The organism is Streptomyces sp. CNX435, from assembly GCF_059570575.1.
Map to the genome: position 1 here is coordinate 133,499 of NZ_JCANTA010000018.1, position 26,536 is coordinate 160,034.

Genomic DNA, 26,536 nt, shown 5'->3' on the forward strand with positions numbered 1-26,536 from the left:
CGAGCTAACTCGACCTCGTGTACACACACCCGCGAGCAGCTACCAACCCCAACGCTTAGGGACTCTGGTGCGCCACCCGCTGAATCCGGTCACTGCGACACGCCTCCTCCAGGCATGCGGGCCGGCGGATCCGGGTCCCGGCGCGCTCGGGGATCCCACCCGCGAACTCATCACCGCGCTGGAGGCGAGCCTGGCCGACGGGTGCGGCGAGTCGGCGCGCGTTCCGTCCGACCGCGGGCTGCGCCTGCTCACCCGCGCACGGGACGCCGGGGAGTTGCTCGGCGACCTCGCGATGGTGACCAACAACGACCCGACGCAGATCAACGTCTACGTCGAGACCCACGGCCTGGACCTCTCCGCGGAGTCGGACGCGGTCGACGCCGCGGTCCGCCGGTGGTGGGAGTCCTTCGTCCACAGCGACGAGCTTGAGGACGAAGAATGGTGGAACACGGAGGACCCCGCGCCGCATCGTCTCGACGCCGCGGCCTTCGCCGGGTTCCTTGCCGACTTCGAGAACGACACCGTGCGCATGGCCAGGTCCACGGCATGGGTCTACGGCGACATTGACGACGACGAAGTCTCCGACGACGACCCGCAGTGCGAGCACGACTGGGAACGCCTGGCGAGGCTGCTCGGGCGCGACCTGTTCGCCACCGTCGCGGCGGCGGTGACGGCCGGCAACGCGGCCGCCGCCCCGCACGCGTACGGCGTCGGCATCCCGTTCGAGGTGTCAGACGACGACTACGGCCCCCGCGGCGTACTCCTCCTGATCGGGCCGGAGTCCGCGGGCGTCGTCACCATCGACGCAGCGGCCTAGATAGTGCGCCTTCACCGCTCGTACGCGGTGTAGGAGTGGACGGCGGAGGCCGTGTCGATCAACCAGCAGCCCTGGCTTATCCGATGCTCGTCCATCATGGTCTGCAGCAACAGCCCGGCGCCGTCTCCGAAGGTCCCGAGCTGATGGGTGAGCCGCGGTGTGGACGGCACCGGCCACGGCGCCTTCCGCCGGCTACGCTCCCTGCTCGCTGATCTTCAGCATCAGGGCCCGTGCCCGCTGTTCGTCTCCCGTGGCCGCCAGCCACTGCGCGTACAGGGACGCGGCACGGGAGTCCCCGTCGGGCCGGGGGCCGTGCAGCCGCACCAGCTCGCCTTCGAGGACGTCGAGTTCGGCAGACGTCCCTTCCTCGTCGCGGATCCGCGAGAGGGCGGAGGTCACGCGGGCGTCGGTGCGGCCGGCCGCTCCCCCGCCCGCCTCGTGCGCCGCCCCGACGTGGTCGGCCACCGCTTCGTACGCCTCGGCGGCCTCCTCGTCCGCACCGGTCTCGTCGAGCAGCCGGGCCAGCCCCACGGTGGCCCGGCTCTCCGCCCCGGCACGACCCAGCTCGCGGACGCACACGTACGCCGCGCGCGCCGCCCCGGTGTCGCCGATCTCGTGGAGCAGGCGGCCGAGCCTGAGGACGGCCGCGTCCGCCGCCTCGGTGCCGCCCAGCTCGCCGACGCATATCCAGTACGCCTCGTGGCACCGGGTGTACGGCCGGGTGCCGTACACCTCGTAGTCGGATGGGGGAAGCGCCGCGGTCAGCCTCCGCCCGATGGCGACGACGGCCTCAAGGGGGTGCGCAGAGCCGTTGCCCAGGGCATAGTGCCATGCCCAGGCGGCGAACTCGTTCCGGGTCAGCAGCTCCATCACGGCTTCCGTCGCCGCGTCGTCTCCCTCGCGGGCGTGTACGAAGGCCAGGTCGACGGCCACCTCGCCGAGCCACGTTTCTTCGAGGTCGCCGCCGATCCGCCGCAGGGCCGATTCCGCGGCGCCGAAGTCCCCGGTGAACAGTGCCAGGCCGAATTCGACCACGAGGGAAGAGGGTTCGTAGACCCGCCGCAACTCCGCCGCCGCAGCAGCACGGTTGCCTTCCCGCACGAGGCGGTAACCGCGTTCGGCGGGCGTCTCCATGCCGGCTCGCTGCCGGGCCTCCGCGAGAAGGGCGGGGTCTCTGGCCTCAAGGGCGATCAGGTACGCCGCCCGCGCTTCGTCCTGCCGCCCGTCCGACCGCAGCCGGACGCAGAGTTCCAGAGCGGCCCGTGCATGCCGCCTCACCTCATTGGCGAACCCGGCCACCTCGCGGCCAGCGTGCAGTTCGTCAAGGTACAGCAGTGCCTCCACCGTCGTGTGTACGTCGCCCAGGTCGGCCGCCCGCCGGTAACAAGCCGCCGCGCCGTCGAGGTCACCCCGCTCTGCGCGGAGCCAGCCCAGGCGTGCGTAGGCACTCCCCGTCGCCGCCGCCGACAGCCCGGCGGGGTCGGGCCGGCTCTGGTACGCCGAGGTGACGAAGCCCTGCCCGTGGCGGAGGGGTGCCAGCCAGCGGGGGTCGGTGACCCACACGTCGTAGTCGGCCTGGACGAGGTCGTCTTCGTGTGTCCAGCGGCTGTCCCACTCGTGGTAGTGGGCGTCGAGGCTGTCGAAGTGGTCCGTGTAGAAGACGGCGAGACGGTCCGCATGCGCGTCGTCGACGGGGGTGTTGCGGGTGGCCAGCCGCTCCGCCGCCCGTACGAAACGGTGACTGTGGGCATCAACCCACTCCGGGTCGATGCACTCCTCGATGCCCACGAGGTCGTGGAGTGGGCCGTGACGCCTGTTCGCCATACCGTCGGCGGCGTCCCAGAGCACGCGGAGGAAGAAACCCGCGTCGTCCGGCACCAAGTCCTCACGGCCCCATGACCGGTCGTACCGGGCGAGGAAGACCCGGAACCTCACGCGTCGCTCGGCGGTGTCCAGCTGAAGGACGCGAGCGCTGTAGAGAGAGATGGACATGCGTACAGATCCCGTTCACCAGGGGAATTCACGTCACCACGGCCGCGGTTCCGGCAACGCTACAAGCCACCTGTGACATCTCCGCGGCCCGGCCGCACCTCCGTCGATCCCCCCCCCGGGGGGCTACTTTTTGTAACCGTACGAGCCCGACGAGTCTCCGTCCGGGCTCCAAGGACCCGGACGGGCCCGCCCTCACCTTCACGGCCGACGTATGGGCGGCGTTCATCGCCGACGTGAAGACCGGGGCAGATCCTGAGCCTGTGCGTCCGCGGGATCGGCGAGTGTCTGGGTGCCGAGCACGGTCAGCAGGGCGAGGCGTTCGGCGTCCTCGGTGCCGGGTTCGGCCGTGTAGACCATGATCCGGAGGTCGCTGCCCGCCACGGTGAGTACGTCGCAGTCCAATGTCAGCGGTCCCGCATGCGGGTGGTCGATGGTCTTGCGTGCGGCCTCGTGGTGGCCGACGGTGCCGGCGTCCCACAGGGCGGCGAACCGGTCGCTGTTCGCGCGCAGTTCCGCAATCAGCCGCCGCAGTCGCCGGTCGGCCGGGTAGCGGCCGGCCGCCTCGCGCAGGTCGGCGACCAGCGCGGTCTCGAAGTCGCGCAGGGATTGTGGCGTGTGGCGGGCCCGGGTGCCCGGTCCGAGGAAGTGGCGCCAGACAGCGTTGCGCTCGTTGCCACGCCAGCCGGACGGATCCCCCATCAGGGCCGCGTACGGCGCATTGGCGATGAGGAGGGTCCAGGACGCGTCATAGACCGCCACGGGTGTCCCGGTCATTCTGTCGAGCAGCCGCTGGACACTCGGGGTGATGTACGACGGAACGGTCTGCGGACCCGGCGGCGCGAGCCCGGCCAGCCGGAACAGGTGGGCGCGCTCGTCCCCCGACAGCCGCAGGGCCCTGGCCAGTGCCTCGACGATCTGAGACGAGGGACGGGTCGCGCGGCCCTGTTCGAGCCGGGTGACGTAGTCGACGGAGATCCCGGCGAGCATGGCCAGTTCCTCGCGGCGCAGCCCGGCCGTGCGCCGAACCGCGCCGGCGGACAGCCCGGCCGCCTCGGGCGGGGTCCGGTCGCGCCAGCGACGTACCGCCTGCCCGAATTCCGTCGTCGCCATATCTGCCAGTGTGCACCGCCCACCGTCTGGTCCGCCTGGTACGGCCGGTCCCAGGAAGACCGGACGCCTGGCTGACCGAACGGTCCCGGCGCACCGTGGAGACATGACGACCACACTGATCACCGGAGCGAACAAGGGTCTCGGCTTCGAGACCGCCCGCCGCCTCGTCGCCGCAGGCCACACCGTTTACATCGGCAGCCGGGACCCCGAGCGAGGCCGCCGGGCCGCCCGGCAGCTGGGTGCGCGGACCGTACAGCTCGATGTCACCGACGACGCCTCCGTCGTGGCCGCGGCCAAGACCGTCGAGGCCGACGGCGGACTGGACGTGCTGGTCAACAACGCCGGCATCGAAGGAAGAGCCGAGGACAACAGCGTGATCGGCGCCGCGGACGTCACCGCCGGGATGATGCGGCAGGTGTTCGAGACCAACGTCTTCGGCACGGTGCGGGTCACCCACGCGTTCCTGCCGCTGCTCCAGCGGTCGGCTTCCCCGGTCGTGGTCAACCTCAGCAGCGGCCTGGCCTCCCTCACCCGGGTCACCACCGCCGGCACCCCGATCCACGCCTACCCCGGCATCGCGTATCCGGCGTCGAAGACCGCGATCAACATGATCACCGTGCAGTACGCGAAGGCGTTCCCGAACATGCGGATCAACGCGGTGGAGCCCGGTTACACCAAGACGGATCTCAACGGGAACACCGGCGTCCAGACCGTCGAACAGGGCGCCGAGATCATCGTCCGCATGGCCCAGGCGGCCCCCGACGGCCCCACCGGGGGCTACTTCGACGCCGAGGGACCCCTGCCCTGGTAAGCCCCGGCCCCGGAGTACTGGCCCCGGTCCCCTCCCCCTTCGCGGAGGCGCCGCGGTCGTAGCCGCGAGCGGGTGGACGACATCGCTCACGTGGCCTTTACTGCTCGACATGGACACGTTGAACGCTGCTGTACTCGGCCCCGGCGGGGTCGGCGGGCTGGTCGCCGGGCTGCTGGCCCGGGCCGGGCACCGGGTGACCGCGCTGGCCGGCGCCGAGACCGCGAGCGCCCTGCAGGCGGGCGGGATCACCGTCAACAGCAGGCAGTTCGGGGACTTCGCCACGAACGTGGCCGGCGACACCGAGCTGCGCGAGCCCGTGGACCTGTGCGTCGTCGCCGTCAAGGCCACCGCCTTCGCCGCCGCGCTGGAGCGGGTGCCGCCCGCGGCGCTCGGCGGCGGGCTCGTGGTGCCGCTGCTCAACGGCGTCGACCACATGGCCGCGCTGCGCGCCCGCTACCGGCCGGAGCAGGTCGCCGCCGGCACGATCACCGTGGAGTCCACCCGGGTCGCGCCCGGGCTCATCGAGCACGGCAGCCCGTTCACCAAGCTCTCGCTCGCCTCCGCCACGGCGCCGCGCGAGCGGCTGGAGTGGGCGGCACGGGCGCTGGCAGACGCCGGCGTGGAGGCGCAGGTGCTCGGCGACGAGGCGAGTGTCCTGTGGACGAAGATGGCCTTCCTCGCACCCATGGCGCTGCTCACCACCCGCCACGGCCTGCCCGTCGGCGGCGTGCGCGGCGAGCACCGGGACGAGATGCTGGCGCTGCTGGCGGAGACCGCCGCGGTCGCGGGCGCATGCGGGGCGCGGGTGGACGCGGCGGCGGTCGCGTCGATGTACGACACGTTCCCGGCCCGTACGAAGTCGTCCATGCTCCGCGACGCCGAGGCGGGCCGCCCCCTCGAACTCGACGCCATCGGCGGCGCCCTGCTGCGCGGCGCGCGGGCGCACGGCATCGCGGTGCCGGTGGCGGAGCGGCTGGTCGCGGAGATCGGGGCGCGGGCGGACGCGTAGCCCCGGTGAACCCCGGGCACACACCGAGCTGGTACGCCCGACGAACCACCGGCACCCGGCGGGCGCGTACGCCCGGTGAATCCCCCGGCACCCGGCGGGCACGTGGCGCACGGCGAGGCCGCCGCGCCGAAGTACCCTTTCCCACCTGCCCGTTCCACGCCTACGAACAGTGAAGAAGACTGTCCTCGTGGGCGGACCCTTCACAACACTTCTTTGAGCTGTTAGCCTCGCAGCGCGATGTGGGAGCGCTCCCACGATCGCGACCTTCAACGCACAGCCGCCGCCGGACGGGACGCCGGCGGGGGCCGGTGACATTCACGCACCATCGCTCGGGACGCGCGGAAGGAAGGTCAAGTATTGACATGTACTCGTCAGTAACCTCCCGTGCGCTCCGGCATCCGCCCCCACGCACACCCCCCGCACCCCCCCACATCCAGCGCCCCGCTGACGGGCGTGGAAGGAGAGCCGATGAGAAAGTCACGTCTACGTGTCGTCGGCGTCAGCGCGGCGGCGCTGGCCGCGACCGGCACCCTGCTGACCTACTCGCTGTCCGCACCCCCAGCCTCGGCAGAGGTCGCGGCCCCCGGCGATAATCCGTACGAGGGCAGCCAGCTGTACGTGAACCCCGACTGGAAGGCCGCGGCCACCGAGGGCGGCGGCGCGGCCATCGCCGACACCCCCACCGCCGTGTGGCTCGACAGCATCGAGGCGATCACGGGCGGCTCCGCGGGTTCCAACACCATGGGCCTGAAGGAGCACATGGACGAGGCGCTGGCGCAGGGCGCCGACGCCATCCAGATCGTCACGTACAACCTGCCCGGCCGCGACTGCGCCGCGCTCGCCTCCCGAGGCGAGCTGGGCCCGGAGGAGATCGACCGGTACAAGACCGAGTTCATCGACCCGATCGACGCGATCATCGACGACCCGGCGTACGAGAGCCTCAAGATCATCAACATCGTCGAGATCGACTCGCTGCCCAACCTCATCACCAACGTGGGCAGCCGGGAGACCGCCACGCCCGAGTGCGACGTGATGCTGGCGAACGGCAACTACGTCAAGGGCGTGGGCTACAACCTGGCCACGACCGGCGACAACGGCAACGTCTACAACTACATCGACATCGGCCACCACGGCTGGATCGGCTGGGACGACAACTTCCAGCCGACCGCCGACCTGCTCTACGAGGCCGCCAACGCCGAGGGCGCCTCGCCCGATGACGTCACCGGCTTCGCCGCCAACACCGCGAACTACGGCGCCACCGAGGAGCCGTACTTCTCCATCGACGACGTGGCCGGCGACGGGCCCATCCGCGAGGGGCACAGCTCGTGGGTGGACTGGAACCGCTACGTCGACGAGCAGTCCTTCGCGCAGGCCTTCGTGACCGAGGCGGTCCCGGCCGCCGGGTTCCCGTCCGGCATGGGCGCGATCATCGACACCTCGCGCAACGGCTGGGGCGGCGCGGACCGGCCGTCCGGTCCCGGCGACATCTCCGGCCCCAGTGAGGACTACGTCAACGCCAGCCGCACCGACCGCCGGATCCACCTCGGCAACTGGTGCAACCAGTCCGGTGCCGGCATCGGTGAGCGGCCGACCGCCTCGCCCGCGCCCAACATCCACGCCTACACCTGGGTCAAGCCCCCGGGTGAGTCGGACGGCGCCAGCGAGGAGATCCCGGACGACGACAAGGGCTTCGACCGGATGTGCGACCCGACCTATGAGGGCAACGCGCGCAACCAGTACAACATGTCGGGCGCCCTCGACGGCGCGCCGATCTCCGGTCACTGGTTCCAGGCCCAGTTCGAGGAGCTGCTGGCCAACGCCAACCCGCCGGTGAGCTAGCGCACGGCGAGTTCCCCCCACCCTCCGCCGCCGGCCGCCGGATCCCGGCGGCGGAGCGGCCCGGTGGCGGCCCCCGGGACGGCCGCCACCGGGCATCCACCGGACCCGCACGGTTCATTGCGGTCCGCCGGGGTTCCCGGATCCACCGGCCCGCGCCCCGCAGTCACCCCCCGCAGCCGCGCACCCCCACCCTCCACCCTCTCCCGCCGGGCCGCGCGCCCGCGGGCTCCCCGAGGAGACCCCACCATGTCCAAGTCACTGTCCCGTCGGCGGTTCGCCGCCGCGGCCGGCGGCGCCGCCGTCGCGACGGCCGTCGGAGCGCACGCAGCCGCCCGGGCCGGCACGGCCCCCGAGGCAGCGGCGCCGGCGGCCCCGCAGGGTCCGTACGACGACCTCTTTCTCGCCCAGTACGAGAAGATCAAGGACCCGGCCAACGGGTACTTCAGCCCCGACGGCATTCCGTACCACAGCGTCGAGACACTGATCGTCGAGGCGCCCGACCACGGGCACGAGACGACGTCCGAGGCGTTCAGCTACTGGATGTGGCTGGAGGCCGCGTACGGCAGGGTCACCGGCGAGTGGGGCCCGTTCAACACCGCCTGGGAGGCGGCCGAGCAGTACATCATCCCGACCCAGGCCGACCAGCCCGCCAACGACTCGTACAACCCCAGCTCGCCCGCCACCTATGCGCCCGAGCATCCGGACCCGTCGGACTACCCCTCCCAGCTCGACCCGTCCGTCTCCGTCGGCCAGGACCCGCTCGCCGCCGAACTGGCCTCCGCCCACGGGACGATGGACATCTACGGCATGCACTGGCTGATGGATGTCGACAACACGTACGGCTACGGCAACACCCCCGGCACCGGCGGCCAGAACGGCCCCGGCGCCGGCCCTTCGTACATCAACAGCTACCAGCGCGGCTCCCAGGAGTCGGTCTGGGAGACCATTCCCCAGCCGACGACCGACCTCTTCGAGTTCGGTGGCCCGAACGGCTACCTCGACCTCTTCGTCGGCGACGCCTCCTACGCCCAGCAGTGGAAGTACACCAACGCCCCCGACGCCGACGCGCGCGCCGTGCAGGCCGCGTACTGGGCGCTGACGTGGGCCACGGAGCAGGGCAACGAGGGCCAGATCTCCGCGTCGGTGGAGCGGGCCGCGAAGATGGGCGACTACCTTCGCTACGCCATGTTCGACAAGTACTTCAAGAAGATCGGCGACTGCACCAGCCCCACGGGCTGCGCCGCGGGCAGCGGCCGCGACTCCCAGCACTACCTGCTGTCCTGGTACTACGCCTGGGGCGGGGCCGCGGGCAGCGGCGGCTGGGCGTGGCGTATCGGCGACGGCGCCTCCCACCAGGGCTACCAGAACCCCTTCGCCGCCTGGGCGCTGTCCACCGTCCCCGAGCTGACCCCCAAGTCCCCCACCGCGAAGGACGACTGGTCGACGAGCCTGAGCATGCAGATGGAGTTCCTGCGCTGGCTGCAGTCCGCCGAGGGCGGGATCGCCGGCGGCTGCACCAACAGCTGGGAGGGCCAGTACGGCGCCCCGCCCGCGGGCACACCCACCTTCTACGGCATGGCCTACGACTGGCAGCCCGTCTACCACGACCCGCCCAGCAACAACTGGTTCGGCATGCAGTGCTGGGGCATGGAGCGGGTCGCGGAGCTGTACTACGCCTCGGACAACGCGACGGCGCAGGAACTGCTGGAGAAGTGGGTCGCCTGGGTCACGCCGGAGATCACCGCGGAGGCCGACGGCACGTTCCAGATCCCGGCGACGCTGTCCTGGGACGGCGCCCCGGACACCTGGGACCCGGACAGCCCCGGGGACAACGCCGGGCTGCACGTGTCGGTCGCGGAGTACGGCTCGGACGTGGGCGTCGCCTCGGCGCTCGCCAAGACGCTCACGTACTACGCGGCCAAGTCCGGCGACACCGCGACGGCCGAGCTGGCCAAGCAGCTGCTGGACTCGCTGGCCGCGAACACCGACGACCTGGGCATCGCGGTGCCCGAGACGCGCGCCGACTACTCGCGCTTCACCGACGAGGTGTACGTCCCGGACGGCTGGTCCGGCACGATGCCGGGCGGCGAGACCGTCGAGCCTGGCGTGACGTTCATCGAGCTGCGCTCGTGGTACCGCGACGACCCGCAGTGGGAGAAGGTGCAGGCCCACCTGGACGGCGGGCCGGCGCCGGAGTTCACGTACCACCGCTTCTGGGCCCAGGCGGGGCTGGCGATCGCCTTCGCGGTGTACGCCGAGCTCTTCCCCTCCGCCTGACCCGGAGCCGGCCGGAGCCCGTCCCGCGGGCCCCGGCCCGGCTCCCCCGGGCCGCTCGCCCGCGTCCGGCGGGCGAGCGGCCCCGACGCCGGCCGGGCCCGGTGCGGGAGGCCGGGTCCGGCCGGCGTTCGACTCCCCGGTGCGGGTCCGCCTGTCTCTGGCCCCTGTGCGGACCCGTACCGGGGCTCCGACCTGCGGGGACACGGCCTGGGAATAGGGTTGCACGGACACACGTTCTCCGGTGTGATTGAGCTTTCAACAACGGAGAGGGTGAGACCGGTGCAGTTCGGGATCTTCAGTGTCGGCGACGTCACCCAGGACCCCACCACGGGCCGGGTGCCGAGCGAGCACGAGCGGATCAAGTCGATGACCGCGGTCGCGCTCAAGGCCGAGGAGGTCGGTCTCGACGTCTTCGCCACCGGCGAACACCACAACCCGCCGTTCGTCCCCTCGTCCCCCACCACCATGCTGGGCTGGATCGCGGCGCGTACGGAGCGGCTGATCCTGTCCACCGCCACCACGCTCATCACCACCAACGACCCGGTGAAGATCGCCGAGGACTTCGCGATGCTGCAGCACCTGGCCGACGGCCGGGTGGACGTGATGCTGGGCCGGGGCAACACGGGGCCGGTCTACCCCTGGTTCGGCCAGGACATCCGGCAGGGCATCCCGCTGGCCGTCGAGAACTACGCGCTGCTGCACCGGCTGTGGCGCGAGGACGTCGTCGACTGGGAAGGCCGCTTCCGCACCCCGCTGCAGGGCTTCACCTCCACCCCGCGCCCGCTGGACGGCGTGCCGCCGTTCGTCTGGCACGGCTCCATCCGCTCGCCGGAGATCGCCGAGCAGGCCGCGTACTACGGTGACGGCTTCTTCGCCAACAACATCTTCTGGCCGAAGGAGCACTTCCAGCGGCTGATCGAGCTGTACCGCACGCGCTACGGCCACTACGGGCACGGCACCCCCGAGCAGGCGGTCGTCGGCCTCGGCGGTCAGGTCTTCATGCGGAAGAACTCGCAGGACGCGGTGGCCGAGTTCCGGCCGTACTTCGACAACGCGCCGGTGTACGGGCACGGGCCGTCGATGGAGGAGTTCACCGAGCGGACGCCGCTGACCGTGGGCAGCCCGCAGGAGGTCGTGGAGAAGACGCTGACGTTCCGCGAGTCCTTCGGGGACTACCAGCGGCAGCTGTTCGTCCTCGACCACGCGGGCCTGCCGCTGAAGACCGTGCTGGAGCAGCTGGACCTGCTCGGCGAGGAGGTCGTGCCGGTGCTGCGCGAGGAGTTCGCGAAGGGCCGCCCGGCCGAGGTGCCGGAGGCCCCGACGCACGCGGCCCGCGTGGCGGTGGCCGCCGCCGAGGAGAGCGAGCAGGCGGCGCTGGAAGGGGTGGCGAAGTGAACGCGCTGAAGCTGACCGTGGTCTCGGCCGGGCTGAGCGTGCCCTCGTCCACCCGGCTGCTCGCCGACCGACTGGCAGAGGCGGTACGGCGGCAGCCGGCCGACGACGGCCGGCAGGTCGAGGTCGAGGTGGTCGAGCTGCGTGACCTGGCGGCCGACATCGCCCACAACCTGGTCACCGGCTTCCCGTCCGCGACCCTCGCCAAGGCGATCGACGCGGTGGCGGGCGCCGACGGGCTGATCGCCGTGACGCCGGTCTTCTCCGGTTCGTACAGCGGACTGTTCAAGTCATTCTTCGACGTGATCGGCGCGGCGGACGACGGGGCGCTGACCGGGAAGCCGGTGCTGGTCGCGGCGACCGGCGGTACCGCGCGGCACTCGCTCGTGCTGGACCACGCGCTGCGCCCGCTCTTCGCCTACCTGCGGTCCGTCGTCGCGCCGACGGCGGTGTACGCGGCGGCCGAGGACTGGGGCGGCAGCGGCGACCCGCTGACCGACACCCTGCCCACCCGCATCGCCCGGGCGGCGGGCGAACTGGCCGAGCTGATGCACGGCCGGCAGCCGCGCCCGGCGGGCGGCGGGCCGGAGCAGGTCGTCCCGTTCGAGCAGCAACTGGCCGCGCTGCGGCCGGAGAACCGGAAGGAGTGACATGACCGGGGAGTTCCGGGGCTTCAACGCCTACGGTCCGCACGGCGAGCCGGCCGCGAGCCGCTGGAGCGACGCGCTGACCATCTTCTCGGCGCCGGAGGGGACGGACGCGACGTCCCGCTGGGAGCGGGCGGGCGTGCTCTTCGCCGCGAAGGACTACGCCGGGGCGGCAAAGGTGCTGGCCACGGTGGTCGAGGAGTACCCCGAGCAGGTCGCGCCGCGGCTGCTGCTGGCCCGCGCGTACTACCACTCCGCGCAGCTGCGCCGCGCCGAGACGGAGCTGCGCGCGGTGCTCGACCGCGACCCGGTCGAGCACTACGCCCACCTGATGCTGGGCCGAACGCTCCAGCGCCAGGGCCGCGACGAGGAGGCCGCGGGGGCGCTGCGCACGGCGGCGGCACTGGGCGCCTAGCGGCGGGCACCGGACGGCATTGCGCCGGGCCGGTACCGTGACCGGGCACGCGTGGCGTGGGATTCGCCGCACGGTGAAACCCGCCCGGCGGCCGGGCGGCCCGGCCGCCGGGCGGCGACGCACCGAGAACGCCGGCGCGCGGCCTTCGGGCGCCTGCCTGTCGGACAGGCCGGCGCCCGACGGCACGGCGGGACCGCGACGCGGCCGGCCCGCCGCCGCAGCCGGACGTTTTGCGTACCGGCCGGTCGCGGGTCCGCCTGCGAGGGCTCCGCCGGGCGTCGCAGGCGCCCCACGCGGCCGGGCGTCTGCGGCGTGACGGTCCGCGCGGCCACTCACCGCCGCACCCGGCAGCACCGCGTCGCATCCGGCCCGCTACTCCACCGCCCCACCGCGCCCCGCGGCACCGCCGCGCCCCGCGCAGCGGCTACCGCAGGCGCTCCACTATCGTCGCGTTCGCCAGGCCGCCCGCCTCGCACATCACCTGCAACCCGAAGCGCCCGTCCACCGCGTCCAGCGCGCCGAGCAGCGTCCCCAGCAGCCGCGTCCCCGACGCGCCCAGCGCGTGGCCCAGCGCGATCGCACCGCCGTGGACGTTGACCCGCTCGGGGTCGGCGCCCACGTCGCGCTGCCACGCCAACGGCACCGGCGCGAACGCCTCGTTCACCTCGAAGGCGTCGATGTCGGCCACCGTGAGCCCCGCCTTCGCCAGCACCTTCCGCGTCGCCGGTACGACGCCCATCAGCATCAGCACCGGGTCGTCGCCCGTCACGGCGAAGGAGTGGAACCGGGCCCGCGGCGCGAGGCCCAGCTCCGCCGCCCGCTCCTCGCTCATGATCAGCACGGCGGAGGCGCCGTCCGTGAGCGGCGAGGAGTTGCCGGGCGTGATGTGCCAGCCGATCTCGGGGAAGCGCTCGGCCATGGCCGGGTCGTAGAAGGACGGCTTGAGCGCGGCCAGCCCGTCGAGGGAGGTCGACGGCCGTACGGTCTCGTCCCTGCGGTGCTCCCCCACGGGCACGACGTCCGCGTCGAAGACGCCCTGCTCCCAGGCCCGTACCGCCAGCCGGTGCGAGCGCTCCGAGAACGCGTCCAGCTCCGTACGCCCCAGCCCCCACCGCGCCGCGATCAGCTCCGCGGAGTGGCCCTGGGCGATCAGCCCGCCGGGGTAGCGGGCGGCGAGGCGGTCGCCGAACGGGTCCCGGCCCACGGCGGCCGTCCCCATCGGCACCCGGCTCATCGACTCGACGCCGGCGGCCACGGCGATGTCGTACGCCCCCGCCATGACCCCCTGAGCCGCGAAGTGGGCGGCCTGCTGCGAGGAGCCGCACTGCCGGTCGACGGTGGTGGCGGGCACGGACTCGGGGAGGCCGGCGGCGAGCACGGCGTTGCGGGCGACGTTGAACGACTGGTCGGCGGCCTGGGTGACGCAGCCGGCGATCACGTCGTCGATCAGCTCGGGGTCGAGGCCACTGCGGTCGACGAGCGCGCGCAGCACCTCGGCCAGCAGGTCGACGGAGTGGACGCCGGACAGCGCGCCGCCGGGCTTGCCCTTGCCGGAGGCCGCGCGGACGGCGTCGACGACGACTGCGGTGGTGGTCATGGGCGGTACGCCCCTCTCTCGCTGAGCTCGTCACGGTTCTCGTCATGGCCGGCTACTGGCAGAGTTACATACCGGGAGTACGTACGTACAGGGTAACCCGCCTACAATGCGCGCATGAAGACCCGCAGAACGCAGCAGGAGCGCACGGCGACGACGACGAAGGGCCTGGTCGGCGCCGCCCGCGTGCACTTCGCCCGGGACGGCTACGCCACCGCTTCGCTCGACGCGATCTGCGCTCAGGCGGGCATCACGAAGGGCGCGCTGTACCACCACTTCCGCAACAAGCAGACCCTCTTCCGCGCCGTCTACGAGGCCGAACAGCACCGGCTGCGCGACGCCATCGCCGACGCCTTCCGCGCCTGCGCGGACCCGTGGGACGGCCTGCGCGCGGGCCAGCGCGCGTTCCTCACCGGCTCCATCGAGCCGGGCACCCAGCGGATCACGCTCCTCGACGCTCCGGGGGCGCTGGGCTGGGCGGTGATGCGCGAGGTGCAGGCGGACTGCCGGGCGATGACGCGGCGCGGGCTGGCGCAGGCCGTCGGCGCGGGCGGGGCTGACGGCGCGGGCGGGGCTGTCGGCGCGGGCGGGGCTGTCGGCGCGGGCGGGGCCGACGGCGAAAGCGCCGTATCCGCGGTGGAGTTGGACGCGATGGCGTCGGTGGTCTTCGGGGCGCTGTGCGAGTGCGCCATGGCGGTCGTCCACGCGCGGGACCCGGACGCGGTGCTGGCGGCGTCGCTGCGGCAGGTGGACGGGCTGGTGGGGGCGCTGGCCCAGGCGCACGCCGCACGGGCCGGCGCTCCGGGTGCGTAGGCCGATATCCGGTTGCCGCGGGCCGCGCCGGCCGATGCAATGACCGGCATGGTCACCCAGGCGCGCCCGCACGGGCGAGACGAGCCCGTACGCATCGGCGCCCTCGCCCCGCTCACCCCGCCCGGCTGGACCGGGGCGGGCCGGCACCTGGTCGCCGGGCTCGACCTGGCGGTAGCCGAGGTCAACGACGCCGGCGGGATCGCCGGAGTCCCTCTTGAGCTGGTCGTACGCGACACCGCCGCCGATCCGCGGCGGGCCGCGGCGGCGGTGGACGAGCTGGCCGGTCTGGGCGTCGCCGCGCTGGCCGGCGAATACCACAGCGTCGTCGCCCGCACCGCCGCGACCCGGGCCGACGCCCTGGGCGTGCCGTACCTGTGCTCGTCGGCGGTCCTCGACGCGCTCACCGAGCGGCCGGCGGACGGCGTCGCGCGGCTCGCCCCGGCGCAGTCCCACGGCTGGCGGCTCTACGCGGACTTCCTCCTCGGCGCCGGCCACAGCCGCATCGCCGTGGCGACCCAACCCAGCGTGTACTGGTCGTCCGGGACCGGCATCCTGCGCGACCGCCTCGCCCCGCGCGGCGGCACGGTCACCGAACTCGACGCGGGCGCCCTCACCCCCGAGACGCTGTGCGACGCGCTCGCCGAAAGCGGGGCGACCGCCCTGCTGCTGCTGGTCGGCCACCCGGAGCCGGCGGTCCAACTCGTCACGTCCGTACGCCGCGACCCGCGCCTCGCCGGGATCCTCGTCGGCGCCCCGGCCGGACAGCCGGAGTTCGCCGAGTGGGCAACGCTGCTGGGCGACGAGGGCGCGGCGATACCGTTCCTGCGCTACCTGCCCGAGCGCCTCACGCCCCTCGGCGTACGCGTCGGGACCGCCCTGCGCGCCCGGCTGGGCGCAGCGCCCTCCTTCGTCGCCTTCGAGGGCTACGACACGGTGGCCGTCCTCGCCGACGTGCTGCGGCGCGGGGATGGCGACCCTGTCGTAGCCCGTACCGCCGCGTGGGCGGACGTCGCGGTCGACGGAACGCGCGGGCGGATCCGGTTCTCGCGGGTGCCGGGGATCGGCGTGTGGCAGTGGGCCTGGCCGCCGGTCCAGGTCGTCGACCGGCATCCGGCGGACCCCGGCCGCTTCCGGGTCCTGCACACCGGCTGAGCCCGCTGCGGGCCGGCCCCGCTCAGCCGGGCCCGCTCAGCCCTTCGCGGGCGTCGCCCGTACGGCACAACCCGCCGCGCGCAGCGTCTCCTTCACCTCGCCGATCCGCAGATCTCCGAAGTGGAACACCGACGCCGCCAGCACCGCGTCCGCGCCCGCGTCGACCGCCGGCGGGAAGTGGTCCAGCCGGCCCGCGCCGCCGCTGGCGATGACGGGGACCGTCACGTGCTTGCGCACGGCGGCGATCATCTCCGTGTCGTAGCCGTCCCTGGTGCCGTCGGCGTCCATCGAGTTGAGCAGGATTTCGCCCGCGCCCAGCTCCGCGGCCTGCTGTGCCCACTCGACGGCGTCGATGCCCGTGCCGCGCCGCCCGCCGTGCGTGGTGACCTCGAAGCCCGAGGGCGTCGCCGCGCCGTCGCCGCGGCGCCGCGCGTCCACGGAGAGCACCAGCACCTGGCGGCCGAAGCGCTCGGCGATCTCGCGGACCAGCTCCGGCCGGGCGATCGCCGCGGTGTTCACGCCGACCTTGTCGGCGCCCGCGCGCAGCAGCCGGTCCACGTCCGCCACCGTGCGCACGCCGCCGCCGACCGTGAGCGGGATGAAGACCTGCTCCGCCGTGCGGCGCACCATCTCGTACGTCGTCTCGCGGTCGCCGGAGGACGCGGTGATGTCGAGGAACGTCAGCTCGTCGGCGCCCTCCGCGTCGTACACCCCGGCCATCTCGACCGGGTCGCCGGCGTCGCGCAGACTGCGGAAGTTGACGCCCTTGACGACCCGGCCGCCGTCCACGTCCAGACAGGGGATGACCCGTACCGCCAGGGTCATGCGCCGACCGCTTCCCGCGGGCCGCCGGGGCGGTACGCCTCGACCTCGACCTCGACGACCAGCCGGGGGTCGACGAAGCCGGAGACGATGATCATCGACGCGGCGGGGCGGATGGCGTCGAACAGCTCCTTGTGCGCCGCGCCGACCGCTTCCACGTCGCGGGCGTGGGTGAGGAACATCCGGGTGCGCACCACGTCCTCGCGCTCCAGGCCGACCTGCTTCAGCGCCTCGAAGGCGACCGCGAAGGAGTTCATGGCCTGGGAATGCGGATCACCCTCGGAGATCACTCCGTTGACGACGGAGGTGCAGCCGGCCACCAGCACGAGGCCGTTCGGCAGCTCCACCGCGCGCGAGTAGCCGAACTCCTCCTCCCAGGGGGCACCAGACGAGATACGACGTACGCCACCGCCGCCGCCACCGGCCATCAGGACACCGCCTCCAACGCCTCTTCCATGGTGAACGCCTTCGCGTAGAGGGCCTTGCCCACGATCGCGCCCTCGACACCCTCGGGGACCAGCGTGGCGATCGCCCGCAGGTCGTCAAGGGAGGAGACGCCGCCGGAGGCGACGACCGGCCGGTCGGTGGCGGCGCAGACGTCGCGCAGCAGCTGCAGGTTGGGGCCCTTCAGGGTGCCGTCCTTGTTGATGTCGGTGACCACGTAGCGCGCGCAGCCCTCGGCGTCGAGGCGCGCCAGCGTCTCGAAGAGGTCGCCGCCGTCGCGGGTCCAGCCCCGGCCGCGCAGCGTGGTGCCGCGGACGTCGAGGCCGACGGCGACGCGGTCGCCGTGCTCGGCGATGATCTTGGCGACCCACTCCGGGGACTCCAGGGCGGCGGTGCCGAGGTTGACGCGGGTGCAGCCGGTGGCGAGGGCGGCGGCGAGGGAGTCGTCGTCGCGGATGCCGCCGGACAGCTCGACCTTGATGTCCATGGACCGGACGACCTCGCCGATCCGGGCGCGGTTGTCGCCGGTGCCGAAGGCGGCGTCGAGGTCGACGAGGTGCAGCCACTCGGCGCCGGCGCGCTGCCAGGTGAGCGCGGCGTCCAGCGGGTCGCCGTAGCCGGTCTCGGTGCCGGACTCGCCGTGCACCAGGCGTACGGCCTGGCCGTCGCGGACGTCGACGGCGGGCAGCAGCTCCAGGGCGGCGGGGGTCTCGCGGGGCGTCATCAGAGGGTCTCGATCCAGTTCTTCAGCAGCTGGGCGCCGGCGTCACCGGACTTCTCGGGGTGGAACTGGGCGGCCCACAGCGGACCGTTCTCGACGGCGGCGACGAACGGCTCACCGTGGGTGCTCCAGGTGACGGCGGGCGGGGCGATACGCGGGTTGTGCACCTCAAGCTCCCAGCGCCGGGCGGCGTAGGAGTGGACGAAGTAGAAGCGCTCACCGGCGTCGATGCCCGCGAACATCCGGGAGCCGGCCGCGATCTCGACGGTGTTCCAGCCCATGTGCGGCACGACGTCGGCCTTGAGCGCCTCGACCGTGCCGGGCCACTCGCCCATGCCGTCGGTCCGTACGCCGTGCTCGACGCCGCGCTCGAAGAGGATCTGCATGCCGACGCAGATGCCCAGCACGGGCCGGCCGCCGGCGAGCCGGCGCTCGACGACCCAGTCGCCCCGGGCCTCCTTCAGCCCGCCCATGCAGGCGGCGAAGGCGCCGACGCCGGGCACCAGCAGGCCGTCGGCGGCCATGGCCCGGTCGTAGTCGCCGGTGATCTCCACCTCGGCGCCGGCGCGGGCGACGGCGCGCTCGGCGGAGCGGACGTTGCCGAAGCCGTAGTCGAAGACGACGACGCTCTTGCGCCCGCCCCGCTCCTCGCCGCGGCGGGCGGCGGGCACGGCGGCCGTCGCCGCGGCGGCTCCGGACGGTGCGGCCCCGGACGCTGCGGAGGCGGTGGACGCGGCGCGGTCGCTCAACCCCACACCCCCAGCCGCAGGATGCCGGCGCCGAGCGCCATCGCGGAGCCGATGGCGAGCACGGCGATCACGTTCTTCGACTGGCCCTGCTTGACGAAGGAGATGACCCCGCCCAGCAGGAAGAGCCCCACGAAGATCAGCAGTATCGACAGGCCGTTCATGACAGGGCGCCCTTGGTCGACGGGATACCGGTCTGCCGCGGGTCGATCTCCGAGGCGTAGCGCAGGGCGCGGGCGAGGGCCTTGAACTGGCACTCCACGATGTGGTGCGCGTTGCGCCCGTACGGGACGTGGACGTGCAGGGCGATCTGCGCCTGGGCGACGAACGACTCCAGGATGTGCCGGGTCATCGTCGTGTCGTAGTCCGCGCCGATCATCGGGGCCATGCCCGCGGGCTCGGTGTGCACCAGGTACGGGCGGCCGGAGAGGTCCACGGTGACCTGGGCCAGCGACTCGTCCAGCGGCACGGAGGCGTCGGCGAACCGTACGATGCCGCGCTTGTCGCCGAGGGCCTGCCGGAAGGCGGCGCCCAGGGCCAGCGCGGTGTCCTCCATGGTGTGGTGGCTGTCGATGTGCAGGTCGCCGTCGGTCTTGACGGTGAGGTCGAAGAGGCCGTGGCGGCCCAGTTGGTCGAGCATGTGGTCGAAGAAGCCGACACCGGTCGACACGGAGACGTCGCCCCGGCCGTCGAGGTCCAGCTCGACGACGACCGAGGTCTCCTTCGTGGTGCGCTCGACGCGGCCCACGCGGGTCATGAGTTGCTCTCCTTCTTCAGCGCGCGCACCGCATCCAGGAACGCGTCGTTCTCCGCCGGGATGCCTGCGCTGACGCGCAGGAAACCGGGCACGCCGAGGTCCCGGACCAGCACGCCCGCCGCCAGCAGCCGCTCCCACGCGGCGTGCGCGTCCGGGAAGCGGCCGAACTGGACGAAGTTGGCGTCGGACTCGGTGACCTCGCAGCCGAGCGCGGTCAGCTCCGACACCAGCCGGTCCCGCTCCTGCTTGAGCTGTTCGACGTACTGGAGCAGCGTATCGGTGTGCTCCAGGGCGGCGAGCGCGGTGGCCTGGGTGACGGCGGACAGGTGGTACGGCAGCCGGACGAGCTGGACCGCGTCGACCACGGCGGGGTCGGCGGCGAGATAGCCCAGCCGCAGGCCGGCGGCGCCGAACGCCTTGGACATCGTGCGGGTGAGGACGAGCCGCGGGCGGCCCTCGATCAGCGGCAGCAGCGACGGGCGGTGGCTGAACTCGCCGTACGCCTCGTCCACGACGAGCATGGACGGCTTCGCCGCCTGCGCGGCCTCGTACAGCCTGAGGACGGTCGCGCGCTCGACGGCGGTGCCGGTGGGGTTGTTCGGTGAGCAGACGAACACCACGTCGGGGCGGTGCTCGGCGATGGCGCGCTCGGCGGCGTCGACGTCGATGGTGAAGTCCTCGCGCCGCGGGCCGGAGAGCCAACCAGTGCCCGTGCCGCGGGAGATGAGGCCGTGCATCGAGTACGACGGTTCGAAGCCGATGGCCGTGCGGCCGGGGCCGCCGAAGGTCTGCAGCAGTTGCTGGATGACCTCGTTGGAGCCGTTGGCCGCCCACACGTTCGCGGTGCCCACCGCGTGTCCGGCGGTGCGCGACAGGTACCGCGCCAACTCGGCGCGCAGCTCGGTCGCGTCCCGGTCGGGGTAGCGGTTGAGGTGGCGGGCGGCCTCGGTGACGCGCTCGGCGATGCGCCGGACCAGGGGCTCGGGCAGCGGGTAGGGGTTTTCGTTGGTGTTCAGCCGGACGGGCACGTCGAGCTGCGGTGCACCGTACGGGGACTTGCCGCGCAGCTCGGCGCGGACCGGCAGTTCGTCGATCGCGGCCGGCGCGGTGGCCGGGGGCGGATCCGTGGTCGGCCGGCGGGTCACGGCTGCGGCACCTTCCACTCGAACCTTGCCTTCAGCGCGGCCCCGTGGGCGGGCAGGTCCTCGGCCTCCGCGAGGTTGACGACGTGCGCCGTGACCTCGGCGAGGGCGTCGCGCGTGTAGTCCACGACGTGGATGCCCTTGAGGAAGGACTGCACGGACAGGCCCGAGGAGTGGCAGGCGCAGCCGCCGGTGGGCAGCACGTGGTTGGAGCCGGCGCAGTAGTCCCCAAGGGAGACGGGGGTGTACGGGCCGACGAAGACCGCGCCGGCGTTGCGCACCCGGGCGGCGAGCGCGGCGGCGTCGGCGGTCTGGATCTCCACGTGCTCGGCGGCGTAGGCGTCGAGCACGCGCAGGCCGGCCTCCAGGTCGTCCACGAGCACGATGCCGGACTGCCGGCCGCCGAGCGCGGCCGTGATCCGCTCCACATGGCGGGTGGCGGCCACCTGCGTCTTCAGCTCCGCCTCGACGGCCTCGGCGAGCCGCTCGGAGGGCGTGACGAGGACGGCGGCGGCCAGCTCGTCGTGCTCGGCCTGGCTGATGAGGTCGGCGGCGACGTGCACGGCGTCGGCGGTGTCGTCGGCGAGGACGGCGATCTCGGTGGGGCCGGCCTCGGCGTCGGTGCCGATGCGGCCCTTCAGAAGGCGCTTGGCGGCGGCCACGTACACGTTCCCAGGGCCGGTGACGAGGTCGACGGGGGCGCATTCCTCCGTGCCGTACGCGAACATGGCGACGGCCTGCGCACCGCCCACGGCATACACCTCGTCCACGCCGAGCAGCGCGCAGGCGGCGAGGATCGTCGGGTGCGGCAGGCCGGCGCCCCACGAGTTCGGCACGTCCTTCTGCGGCGGCGAGGAGACGGCCAGCGACGGCACGCCCGCCTCCTGCGCCGGCACCACGTTCATCACCACGGACGACGGATACACCGCCTGGCCACCGGGCACATACAGCCCGACGCGGGCGACCGGCAGCCAGCGCTCCGTGACCGTCCCGCCCGGGACGACCCGCACGGCGGTGTCGCTCCTGCGCTGCTCGCGGTGGACGAGGCGGGCGCGGCGGATCGACTCCTCCAGCGCGGCGCGCACCTTCGGGTCCAGCTCGGCCAGCGCGCGCTCCAGCGCCTCCGCGGGCACCCGCAGCCGCTCCAGGGTCACGCCGTCGAAACGCTCTGTGATCTCGATCACCGCCGCCGTGCCCCTATGCCGGACGTCCTCGCAGAGGGGCCGCACCTTCTCCAGGGCGGTCGCGACATCGAACTCGGCACGGGGCAGCAGGTCGCGGTCGATGCCGCCGCCTGCGTCGACGGTGGCGGCGGAGCCGCGCAGATCGATTCGGGAGATCACGGCTCAAGTCTCTCAGACGGCCGGGGCCTCCGGCCCGGTTGTCCACAGGCTGGACCGCGAATTCGTCACTGTCAGTACGTGGTACTAGCGTTCAGTATGCCGTCCCGAGGGGAATCAGAGCCGTACGGGACGGACGCGGGCTGACCAGGGGAGCGTGTAGTTGACCGCTGTACAGCAGGACCGGGCGGAGCTGCCCGAGGACCTTTCAGCGACGGAGCGGGGGCTGTGGGAAGCCTTCCAGGAAGGAGCGACATACGATCTGCGCTCACGCGACCCCGGGCAGAACGACCCGGCGGGGCTGCACGTCTGGGGACCGGAGCGCAGCGTGCGCGCCTCCCTTCTCGCCCGTCTCCTGCTGCACGGCCCGCCGGCCCGTCCCGGCCGGGTGTCGTCGCTGAAGCTGGCCGGCGCGTACGTCACCGGCACGCTCGACCTCGCCGGCGGCCGGGTCGATCCGTACGTGGAGCTGCGCAACTGCCGCTTCGAGAACGAGGTGCTGCTGCCCGAGTGCGGCTTCACCACGCTGCGCCTGGTGGAGTGCTCCATCCCGCGGCTGGAGGCGGCGCGCCTGACCACCAGCGGCGATATGCACATGCCGCGCTGCACCGTGGACGGCGGCATCCGCCTGACCGACGCGCACATAGGCACGGACCTGCTGCTCAGCCAGCTCACCGTCGGCCGTGACCGGCGCGGCGTGGCCATCGCCGCCGACGGCCTCGGCGTCGGCCAGGACCTGCAGGCCGACCTGCTGCAGGCGCACGGCGAGGTGCGGCTGCGCGGCGCCACCGTCGGCGTCTCGCTGAACATGAGCGGCAGCGTCCTGCGCAATCCGTACGGCAAGCGGGCGCTCAACGCGCCGCAGCTCACCGTCGAACGCTCGCTGCACATGGGCCCGGCAGCGGTGCCCGAGGCCGCAACGGGCGGGGGCACGCCCCCGTACGGCATCAGCGGCCACACCCCGCCGCGCGGCACGCGGATGCAGCGGTTCGAGTGCCACGGCGGCCTGCGGCTGGACGACGGCCGGTTCGGCGACTCCGTCGACCTCGACGGCGCGCGCTTCGTCATGGACCCGGAGCAGGAGATGTCCATGCGCCGGATCCAGACGCCGGAGCTGCGGTTCATGGGGCGCGAGCCGGAGGGCGGCAAGGTCGTGCTCTCCGGCGCCCGGGTCGTCAACCTCCGCGACAAGTACACGAGCTGGCCCGGCCCCGGCCGGCTGGCGATGGCCGGCTTCTCCTACGAACACCTCATACCGGTCGGCGCCTTCCCGTTGGTGCACCGCCTGGAGTGGGTGGAGGCCGCCACCCCGGAGTTCTCCCCGGAGCCGTACGAGCTGCTGGCCGCCGTCCTGCGCAACACCGGCGAGGACCACGACGCCCGCGAGGTCATGCTCGCCAAGCACCGCCGGCAGCGCGAGACGCTGTCGCTGACCGGCAAGGCGTGGGGCCTCGTGCAGGACTGGACGGTGGCGTACGGCTACCGCCCCACCCGCGCCGTGGTGTGGATGGCGGTGCTGTGGGCGGTGGGCTCGCTGTATTTCGCGCGGCAGGAGCCGCGCGCGCTGCGCCCCGGCGAGGGGCCCGAGTGGAACCCCCCGATCTACGTACTCGATCTGCTGCTGCCCGTCATCGACCTGGGCCAGGACAACGCCTGGCATCAGTCGGGGCATTACCAGTGGACGGCCACGGTGCTCGTGCTCGCCGGCTGGGTGCTCGCCACCACGGTGGCGGCCGGCGTCTCCCGTGCGCTGCGCCGCCAGTGAGGTACCGGCCGGGACCGTTAGGATCCGCCTGTGACCACCGCACGCCTGCCTCTCTTCCCGCTGAACGCGGTGCTGTTCCCGGGCCTCGTCATGCCCTTGAACGTGTTCGAGGAGCGGTACCGGGCGATGATGCGCGACCTGCGCAAGCTGCCCGAGTCGGAGCGGCGGTTCGGTGTGGTGGCGATCCGGGACGGCCGCGAGGTCGCGCCCACCGGCCCCGGCCTGCCGGACCAGACCGCGCGGCCCGAGCGGGGCCCGGCGGCCGGCTTCGGCGCCGACCCGATGCAGGCGTTCCACGGCGTCGGCTGCGTCGCGGACGCGGCGACGATCCGGGAGAAGGACAACGGCGGGTACGAGGTGCTGGTCACCGGCACCCGCCGGTTCCGGCTGCTGTCGGTGGACGCCTCCGGCGAGTACCTGACCGGTGAGGTCGAGGCGCTGCCGGAGCGTTCGGGCGAGGGCGCGGGCGTACTGTCCGCGGCGGTCGTACGGGCCTTCAGGACGTACCAGAAGAGGCTGGCCGGCGCCCGCGAGCGGTCGCTGGGCGCCGCCACGGAGCTGCCGGACGAGCCGTCGGTGCTGTCGTATCTCGTCGCCGCCGCCGCGGTGCTGGACACCCCGTCGAAGCAGCAGCTCCTGCAGGCGCGGGACACGGCGGCGCGGCTGTCGGCGGAGCTGAAAATCCTGCGGCGCGAGATCGCGGTGCTCGGTAAGCTCCCGTCGCTGCCCGCGGTCGACCTGACCCGGACCCCGACGAGTCCCAACTGAGCCCCGCCCCTGTCGACATGGCCAAGAAGAAGCAGACCGGGTCCACCCCGGCCACCGTGGCGCTGACGAAGGCCGGCGCCGAGTTCACCGTGCACGCCTACGCCCACGACCCGGCCGCCGCGTCGTACGGCGAGGAGGCGGCCGAGGCCCTCGGCGTCGATCCGGGCCAGGTCTTCAAGACCCTTCTCGCCGAGGTCGACGGCGCGCTGACGGTCGCCATCGTGCCGGTCTCCGGCTCCCTGGACCTCAAGGCGCTGGCCGCGGCGGCCGGCGGCAAGAAGGCCGTGATGGCGGACCCGGCGCACGCCGAGCGCACCACGGGCTACGTCCGCGGCGGCATCTCCCCGCTGGGCCAGCGCAGGCGGCTGCCGACGGTGCTGGACTCCTCGGCCGCGGGGCGGCCGACGGTCTGCGTCTCCGCGGGCCGGCGCGGGCTGGAGGTGGAGCTGTCGCCGGCGGTGCTGGCGGAGCTGACGGGTGCGGTGGTGGCGCCCATCGCGCGCGACGGCCGCTGAGCCGAGGCCGTACGGTCGAGCCGAGGCCGCACGGTCGAGCCGTCCCGTACTGCCCGCACTCCCCAGTACTCCCCGTACTGCCCCGCACACCCACCCCAGGGTAGGCCGCCCCTCCGACAAGCCCGGCCCTCGCCGGAGACGCCCCTCGCCCCGGGCGGGTACTCCGGCCCTAGGCCCAATACCGGTAACTTTGGGGGGGTTCAGTCGTTGTTGGTGGTGTGCCGAGAGCTGGTCAACTGAAGTCATCTGGTGAGCGGTTGTCCGACCGAGTCGCGGTCGGGGTGCTGACCCAGGCGTTTCCTCAGTCTCTTGTGGACGAGGTGTTGGCGGAGACGGGTCGGGTGCAGCAGCGGAACCGGCTGTTGCCGGCCCGGTTGGTGGTCTACTTCGTGTTGGCGATGTGCCTGTTTTCCGGGCAGAGCTATGAGGAGGTCGCCCGGCTGCTGACCGCGGGTTTGCAGGGTGCGCGGCGTTGGCGTACATCGTGGGTGGTGCCGAGTACGGCGGCGATCTGGAAGGCCAGGTCCCGGCTGGGGGTAGCGCCGTTGCGGCAGTTGTTCGCGCGGGTGTGTCGTCCGGTTGCCACACCGGACACTCAGGGCGCCTTCTACCGCGACTGGCGGCTGACCGCGATCGACGGCACCACTTTCGACCTGCCCGACACGAAAGCGAACGTGGAGGCGTTCGGCCGTCCGCCCCGCTCCGGGCGCGGTGAAAAGGACGTCGGTTACCCGCAGTTGCGCATGGTCGGTCTGGTGGAGTGCGGCACTCACGCCGTCTTCGACGCCGCGCTCGCAGCTCTTCGCACCGGAGAGCAGACTCTGGCCCGGGCGGTCCTGGGGTCCCTGCGGCCGGGGATGCTGCTGCTGGCCGACCGCGGCTTCTACAGCGTGGACCTGTGGCGCAAGGCCGCGGCCAGGGGGGCGGACCTGCTGTGGCGAGTCCGCAAAGACCTCGTACTGCCGGTGGTCGAGCAACTGCCGGACGGCTCGTATCTCACTGAGATCTTCGACCGCACCGACATCCACCACACCCGTCGCGGGGTACCGGTACGCGCGGTGGAATACACCATCGCCGGCCGTGAGGGCACCTACCGGCTCATCACCACGATCCTCGACCCGGACAAAGCCCCTGCCGCGGAACTGGCCGCCCTCTACGCCCAGCGGTGGGAGTTCGAATCCACCCTCGACGAGATCAAAACCCACCTGGGCGGATCGCACCTGGTACTGCGTTCGCAGCACCCTGACGGGGCCGAGCAGGAACTCTACGGCTTCCTGCTCGTCCACCACGCCATCCGGCACCTGATGCACCAGGCCGCACGACAAGCCGACCGGGACCCCGACCGGATCTCCTTCACCCGCTCACTGCGCGTCGTGCGCCGCCAGGTCACAGACCAGGCGGCGTTTTCCCCCCGGCCGCCTCGCCCACGCGGTCAAAGCCACCCACGCTGAACTCCTCGAACGCCTCCTGCCACCACGACGCCGCCGGAGCAACCCCCGCGTCATCAAACGCAAAGTCGCCAACTGGCCCCTCAAACGCGCTGCCCACCGCGTCGCAGACCGCCCACGTGTGCCGGCCGTCACCATCATCGACGCCACCAAACCCAAACGGGTCAGACGCACACCAAAGCCGTAAGTTACCGGTATTG

26 protein-coding genes and 1 pseudogene are annotated in these 26,536 nt (G+C 72.8%); 15 read left to right on the forward strand and 12 right to left on the reverse strand.

The window, feature by feature from the left end; genetic code table 11:
- Nucleotides 1-67 precede the first annotated feature (67 nt).
- Nucleotides 68-817, forward strand: coding sequence for a hypothetical protein (locus T328_RS26100; protein WP_496498619.1), 750 nt, complete (start codon nucleotides 68-70; stop codon nucleotides 815-817).
- 11 nt (nucleotides 818-828) lie between these two features.
- On the opposite strand, the gene T328_RS26105 is transcribed toward T328_RS26100, so the two are convergent.
- Nucleotides 829-987 (reverse strand): hypothetical protein, encoded by a 159-nt coding sequence (locus T328_RS26105; RefSeq protein ID WP_496498620.1) that lies wholly within the window; start codon nucleotides 985-987, stop codon nucleotides 829-831.
- Nucleotides 988-1,009: 22 nt separating this feature from the next.
- Nucleotides 1,010-2,809: a hypothetical protein gene (locus T328_RS26110; protein WP_496498649.1), complete on the reverse strand. Its 1,800-nt coding sequence runs from the start codon at nucleotides 2,807-2,809 to the stop codon at nucleotides 1,010-1,012.
- Here T328_RS26110 and T328_RS26115 point away from each other — a divergent pair.
- A pseudogene (locus T328_RS26115) lies at nucleotides 2,713-3,015 on the forward strand (hypothetical protein); the annotation flags it as partial. The gene T328_RS26110 and the pseudogene T328_RS26115 sit on opposite strands and share 97 nt — an antisense overlap.
- A 16-nt stretch (nucleotides 3,016-3,031) precedes the next feature.
- Here the strand turns inward: T328_RS26115 and T328_RS26120 are convergent.
- Nucleotides 3,032-3,919 (reverse strand): helix-turn-helix transcriptional regulator, encoded by an 888-nt coding sequence (locus T328_RS26120; RefSeq protein WP_496498621.1) that lies wholly within the window; start codon nucleotides 3,917-3,919, stop codon nucleotides 3,032-3,034.
- A 103-nt stretch (nucleotides 3,920-4,022) separates the two neighbouring features.
- Between T328_RS26120 and T328_RS26125 the strand changes: the two genes are divergently transcribed.
- The 7 genes from T328_RS26125 (at nucleotide 4,023) to T328_RS26155 (ending at nucleotide 12,309) form a co-directional block, all read left to right on the forward strand.
- The gene (locus tag T328_RS26125) at nucleotides 4,023-4,730 is read left to right on the forward strand and encodes an SDR family NAD(P)-dependent oxidoreductase (RefSeq protein WP_496498622.1); all 708 of its coding nucleotides are present in this window, start codon (nucleotides 4,023-4,025) and stop codon (nucleotides 4,728-4,730) included.
- 118 nt (nucleotides 4,731-4,848) lie between these two features.
- Nucleotides 4,849-5,739 carry a ketopantoate reductase family protein gene (locus T328_RS26130; RefSeq protein WP_496498647.1) on the forward strand — a complete coding sequence of 297 codons (891 nt, stop codon included), beginning with the start codon at nucleotides 4,849-4,851 and terminating at the stop codon, nucleotides 5,737-5,739.
- Between the two features lie 468 nt (nucleotides 5,740-6,207).
- Nucleotides 6,208-7,578 (forward strand): glycoside hydrolase family 6 protein, encoded by a 1,371-nt coding sequence (locus T328_RS26135; RefSeq protein WP_496498623.1) that lies wholly within the window; start codon nucleotides 6,208-6,210, stop codon nucleotides 7,576-7,578.
- A gap of 246 nt (nucleotides 7,579-7,824) precedes the next feature.
- Nucleotides 7,825-9,855 (forward strand): glycoside hydrolase family 48 protein, encoded by a 2,031-nt coding sequence (locus T328_RS26140; protein WP_496498624.1) that lies wholly within the window; start codon nucleotides 7,825-7,827, stop codon nucleotides 9,853-9,855.
- A gap of 279 nt (nucleotides 9,856-10,134) precedes the next feature.
- Complete coding sequence (locus T328_RS26145; protein ID WP_496498625.1) at nucleotides 10,135-11,250, forward strand: LLM class flavin-dependent oxidoreductase; 1,116 nt, start codon at nucleotides 10,135-10,137, stop codon at nucleotides 11,248-11,250.
- A complete protein-coding gene (locus tag T328_RS26150; protein WP_496498626.1) occupies nucleotides 11,247-11,897 on the forward strand; it encodes an FMN reductase in 651 nt (216 codons plus the stop codon). The genes T328_RS26145 and T328_RS26150 overlap by 4 nt, the downstream gene beginning before the upstream one ends.
- A 1-nt stretch (nucleotide 11,898) precedes the next feature.
- Complete coding sequence (locus T328_RS26155) at nucleotides 11,899-12,309, forward strand: tetratricopeptide repeat protein (protein ID WP_496498627.1); 411 nt, start codon at nucleotides 11,899-11,901, stop codon at nucleotides 12,307-12,309.
- A gap of 424 nt (nucleotides 12,310-12,733) precedes the next feature.
- Here T328_RS26155 and T328_RS26160 read toward each other — a convergent pair whose 3' ends face one another.
- Entirely contained in the window at nucleotides 12,734-13,906 is a 1,173-nt protein-coding gene (locus T328_RS26160; RefSeq protein WP_496498628.1) for a thiolase family protein, read from the reverse strand.
- Nucleotides 13,907-14,020: 114 nt separating this feature from the next.
- On the opposite strand from T328_RS26160, the gene T328_RS26165 reads away from it, so the two are divergent.
- Together T328_RS26165 and T328_RS26170 are read left to right on the forward strand one after the other, a co-directional pair.
- The gene (locus T328_RS26165; RefSeq protein WP_496498629.1) at nucleotides 14,021-14,716 is read left to right on the forward strand and encodes a TetR/AcrR family transcriptional regulator; all 696 of its coding nucleotides are present in this window, start codon (nucleotides 14,021-14,023) and stop codon (nucleotides 14,714-14,716) included.
- Nucleotides 14,717-14,755: 39 nt separating this feature from the next.
- Entirely contained in the window at nucleotides 14,756-15,868 is a 1,113-nt protein-coding gene (locus T328_RS26170) for an ABC transporter substrate-binding protein (protein WP_496498630.1), read from the forward strand.
- Between the two features lie 36 nt (nucleotides 15,869-15,904).
- Here the strand turns inward: T328_RS26170 and hisF are convergent, their stop codons facing one another.
- The 8 genes from hisF to hisD all read right to left on the reverse strand — a co-directional run bounded on the left by hisF (nucleotide 15,905) and on the right by hisD (nucleotide 21,843).
- Nucleotides 15,905-16,693 carry an imidazole glycerol phosphate synthase subunit HisF gene (gene hisF, locus T328_RS26175; protein ID WP_496498631.1) on the reverse strand — a complete coding sequence of 263 codons (789 nt, stop codon included), beginning with the start codon at nucleotides 16,691-16,693 and terminating at the stop codon, nucleotides 15,905-15,907.
- The gene (locus tag T328_RS26180; RefSeq protein WP_496498632.1) at nucleotides 16,690-17,118 is read right to left on the reverse strand and encodes a RidA family protein; all 429 of its coding nucleotides are present in this window, start codon (nucleotides 17,116-17,118) and stop codon (nucleotides 16,690-16,692) included. Before T328_RS26180 ends, hisF begins: the two co-directional genes overlap by 4 nt.
- Nucleotides 17,118-17,858 (reverse strand): bifunctional 1-(5-phosphoribosyl)-5-((5-phosphoribosylamino)methylideneamino)imidazole-4-carboxamide isomerase/phosphoribosylanthranilate isomerase PriA, encoded by a 741-nt coding sequence (gene priA / locus T328_RS26185; protein WP_496498633.1) that lies wholly within the window; start codon nucleotides 17,856-17,858, stop codon nucleotides 17,118-17,120. The genes T328_RS26180 and priA overlap by 1 nt, the downstream gene beginning before the upstream one ends.
- Nucleotides 17,858-18,526: an imidazole glycerol phosphate synthase subunit HisH gene (gene hisH / locus T328_RS26190; protein WP_496498648.1), complete on the reverse strand. Its 669-nt coding sequence runs from the start codon at nucleotides 18,524-18,526 to the stop codon at nucleotides 17,858-17,860. Before hisH ends, priA begins: the two co-directional genes overlap by 1 nt.
- A gap of 74 nt (nucleotides 18,527-18,600) precedes the next feature.
- Nucleotides 18,601-18,765, reverse strand: coding sequence for a CG2302 family histidine operon protein (locus T328_RS26195; protein WP_496498634.1), 165 nt, complete (start codon nucleotides 18,763-18,765; stop codon nucleotides 18,601-18,603).
- Entirely contained in the window at nucleotides 18,762-19,358 is a 597-nt protein-coding gene (hisB, locus tag T328_RS26200; protein WP_496498635.1) for an imidazoleglycerol-phosphate dehydratase HisB, read from the reverse strand. The genes T328_RS26195 and hisB overlap by 4 nt, the downstream gene beginning before the upstream one ends.
- Nucleotides 19,355-20,503 carry a histidinol-phosphate transaminase gene (locus T328_RS26205; protein ID WP_496498636.1) on the reverse strand — a complete coding sequence of 383 codons (1,149 nt, stop codon included), beginning with the start codon at nucleotides 20,501-20,503 and terminating at the stop codon, nucleotides 19,355-19,357. Before T328_RS26205 ends, hisB begins: the two co-directional genes overlap by 4 nt.
- Nucleotides 20,500-21,843, reverse strand: coding sequence for a histidinol dehydrogenase (hisD, locus tag T328_RS26210; RefSeq protein WP_496498637.1), 1,344 nt, complete (start codon nucleotides 21,841-21,843; stop codon nucleotides 20,500-20,502). Before hisD ends, T328_RS26205 begins: the two co-directional genes overlap by 4 nt.
- A gap of 160 nt (nucleotides 21,844-22,003) precedes the next feature.
- Between hisD and T328_RS26215 the strand changes: the two genes are divergently transcribed.
- The 4 genes from T328_RS26215 to T328_RS26230 all read left to right on the forward strand — a co-directional run bounded on the left by T328_RS26215 (nucleotide 22,004) and on the right by T328_RS26230 (nucleotide 26,339).
- Nucleotides 22,004-23,605 carry an oxidoreductase gene (locus T328_RS26215; RefSeq protein ID WP_496498638.1) on the forward strand — a complete coding sequence of 534 codons (1,602 nt, stop codon included), beginning with the start codon at nucleotides 22,004-22,006 and terminating at the stop codon, nucleotides 23,603-23,605.
- Between the two features lie 30 nt (nucleotides 23,606-23,635).
- Nucleotides 23,636-24,373 (forward strand): LON peptidase substrate-binding domain-containing protein, encoded by a 738-nt coding sequence (locus T328_RS26220; protein ID WP_496498639.1) that lies wholly within the window; start codon nucleotides 23,636-23,638, stop codon nucleotides 24,371-24,373.
- A gap of 17 nt (nucleotides 24,374-24,390) precedes the next feature.
- Nucleotides 24,391-24,888 carry a Cys-tRNA(Pro) deacylase gene (ybaK, locus tag T328_RS26225; RefSeq protein WP_496498640.1) on the forward strand — a complete coding sequence of 166 codons (498 nt, stop codon included), beginning with the start codon at nucleotides 24,391-24,393 and terminating at the stop codon, nucleotides 24,886-24,888.
- A 218-nt stretch (nucleotides 24,889-25,106) separates the two neighbouring features.
- Complete coding sequence (locus tag T328_RS26230; RefSeq protein ID WP_496496366.1) at nucleotides 25,107-26,339, forward strand: IS4 family transposase; 1,233 nt, start codon at nucleotides 25,107-25,109, stop codon at nucleotides 26,337-26,339.
- The last annotated feature ends 197 nt before the right edge of the window (nucleotides 26,340-26,536 follow it).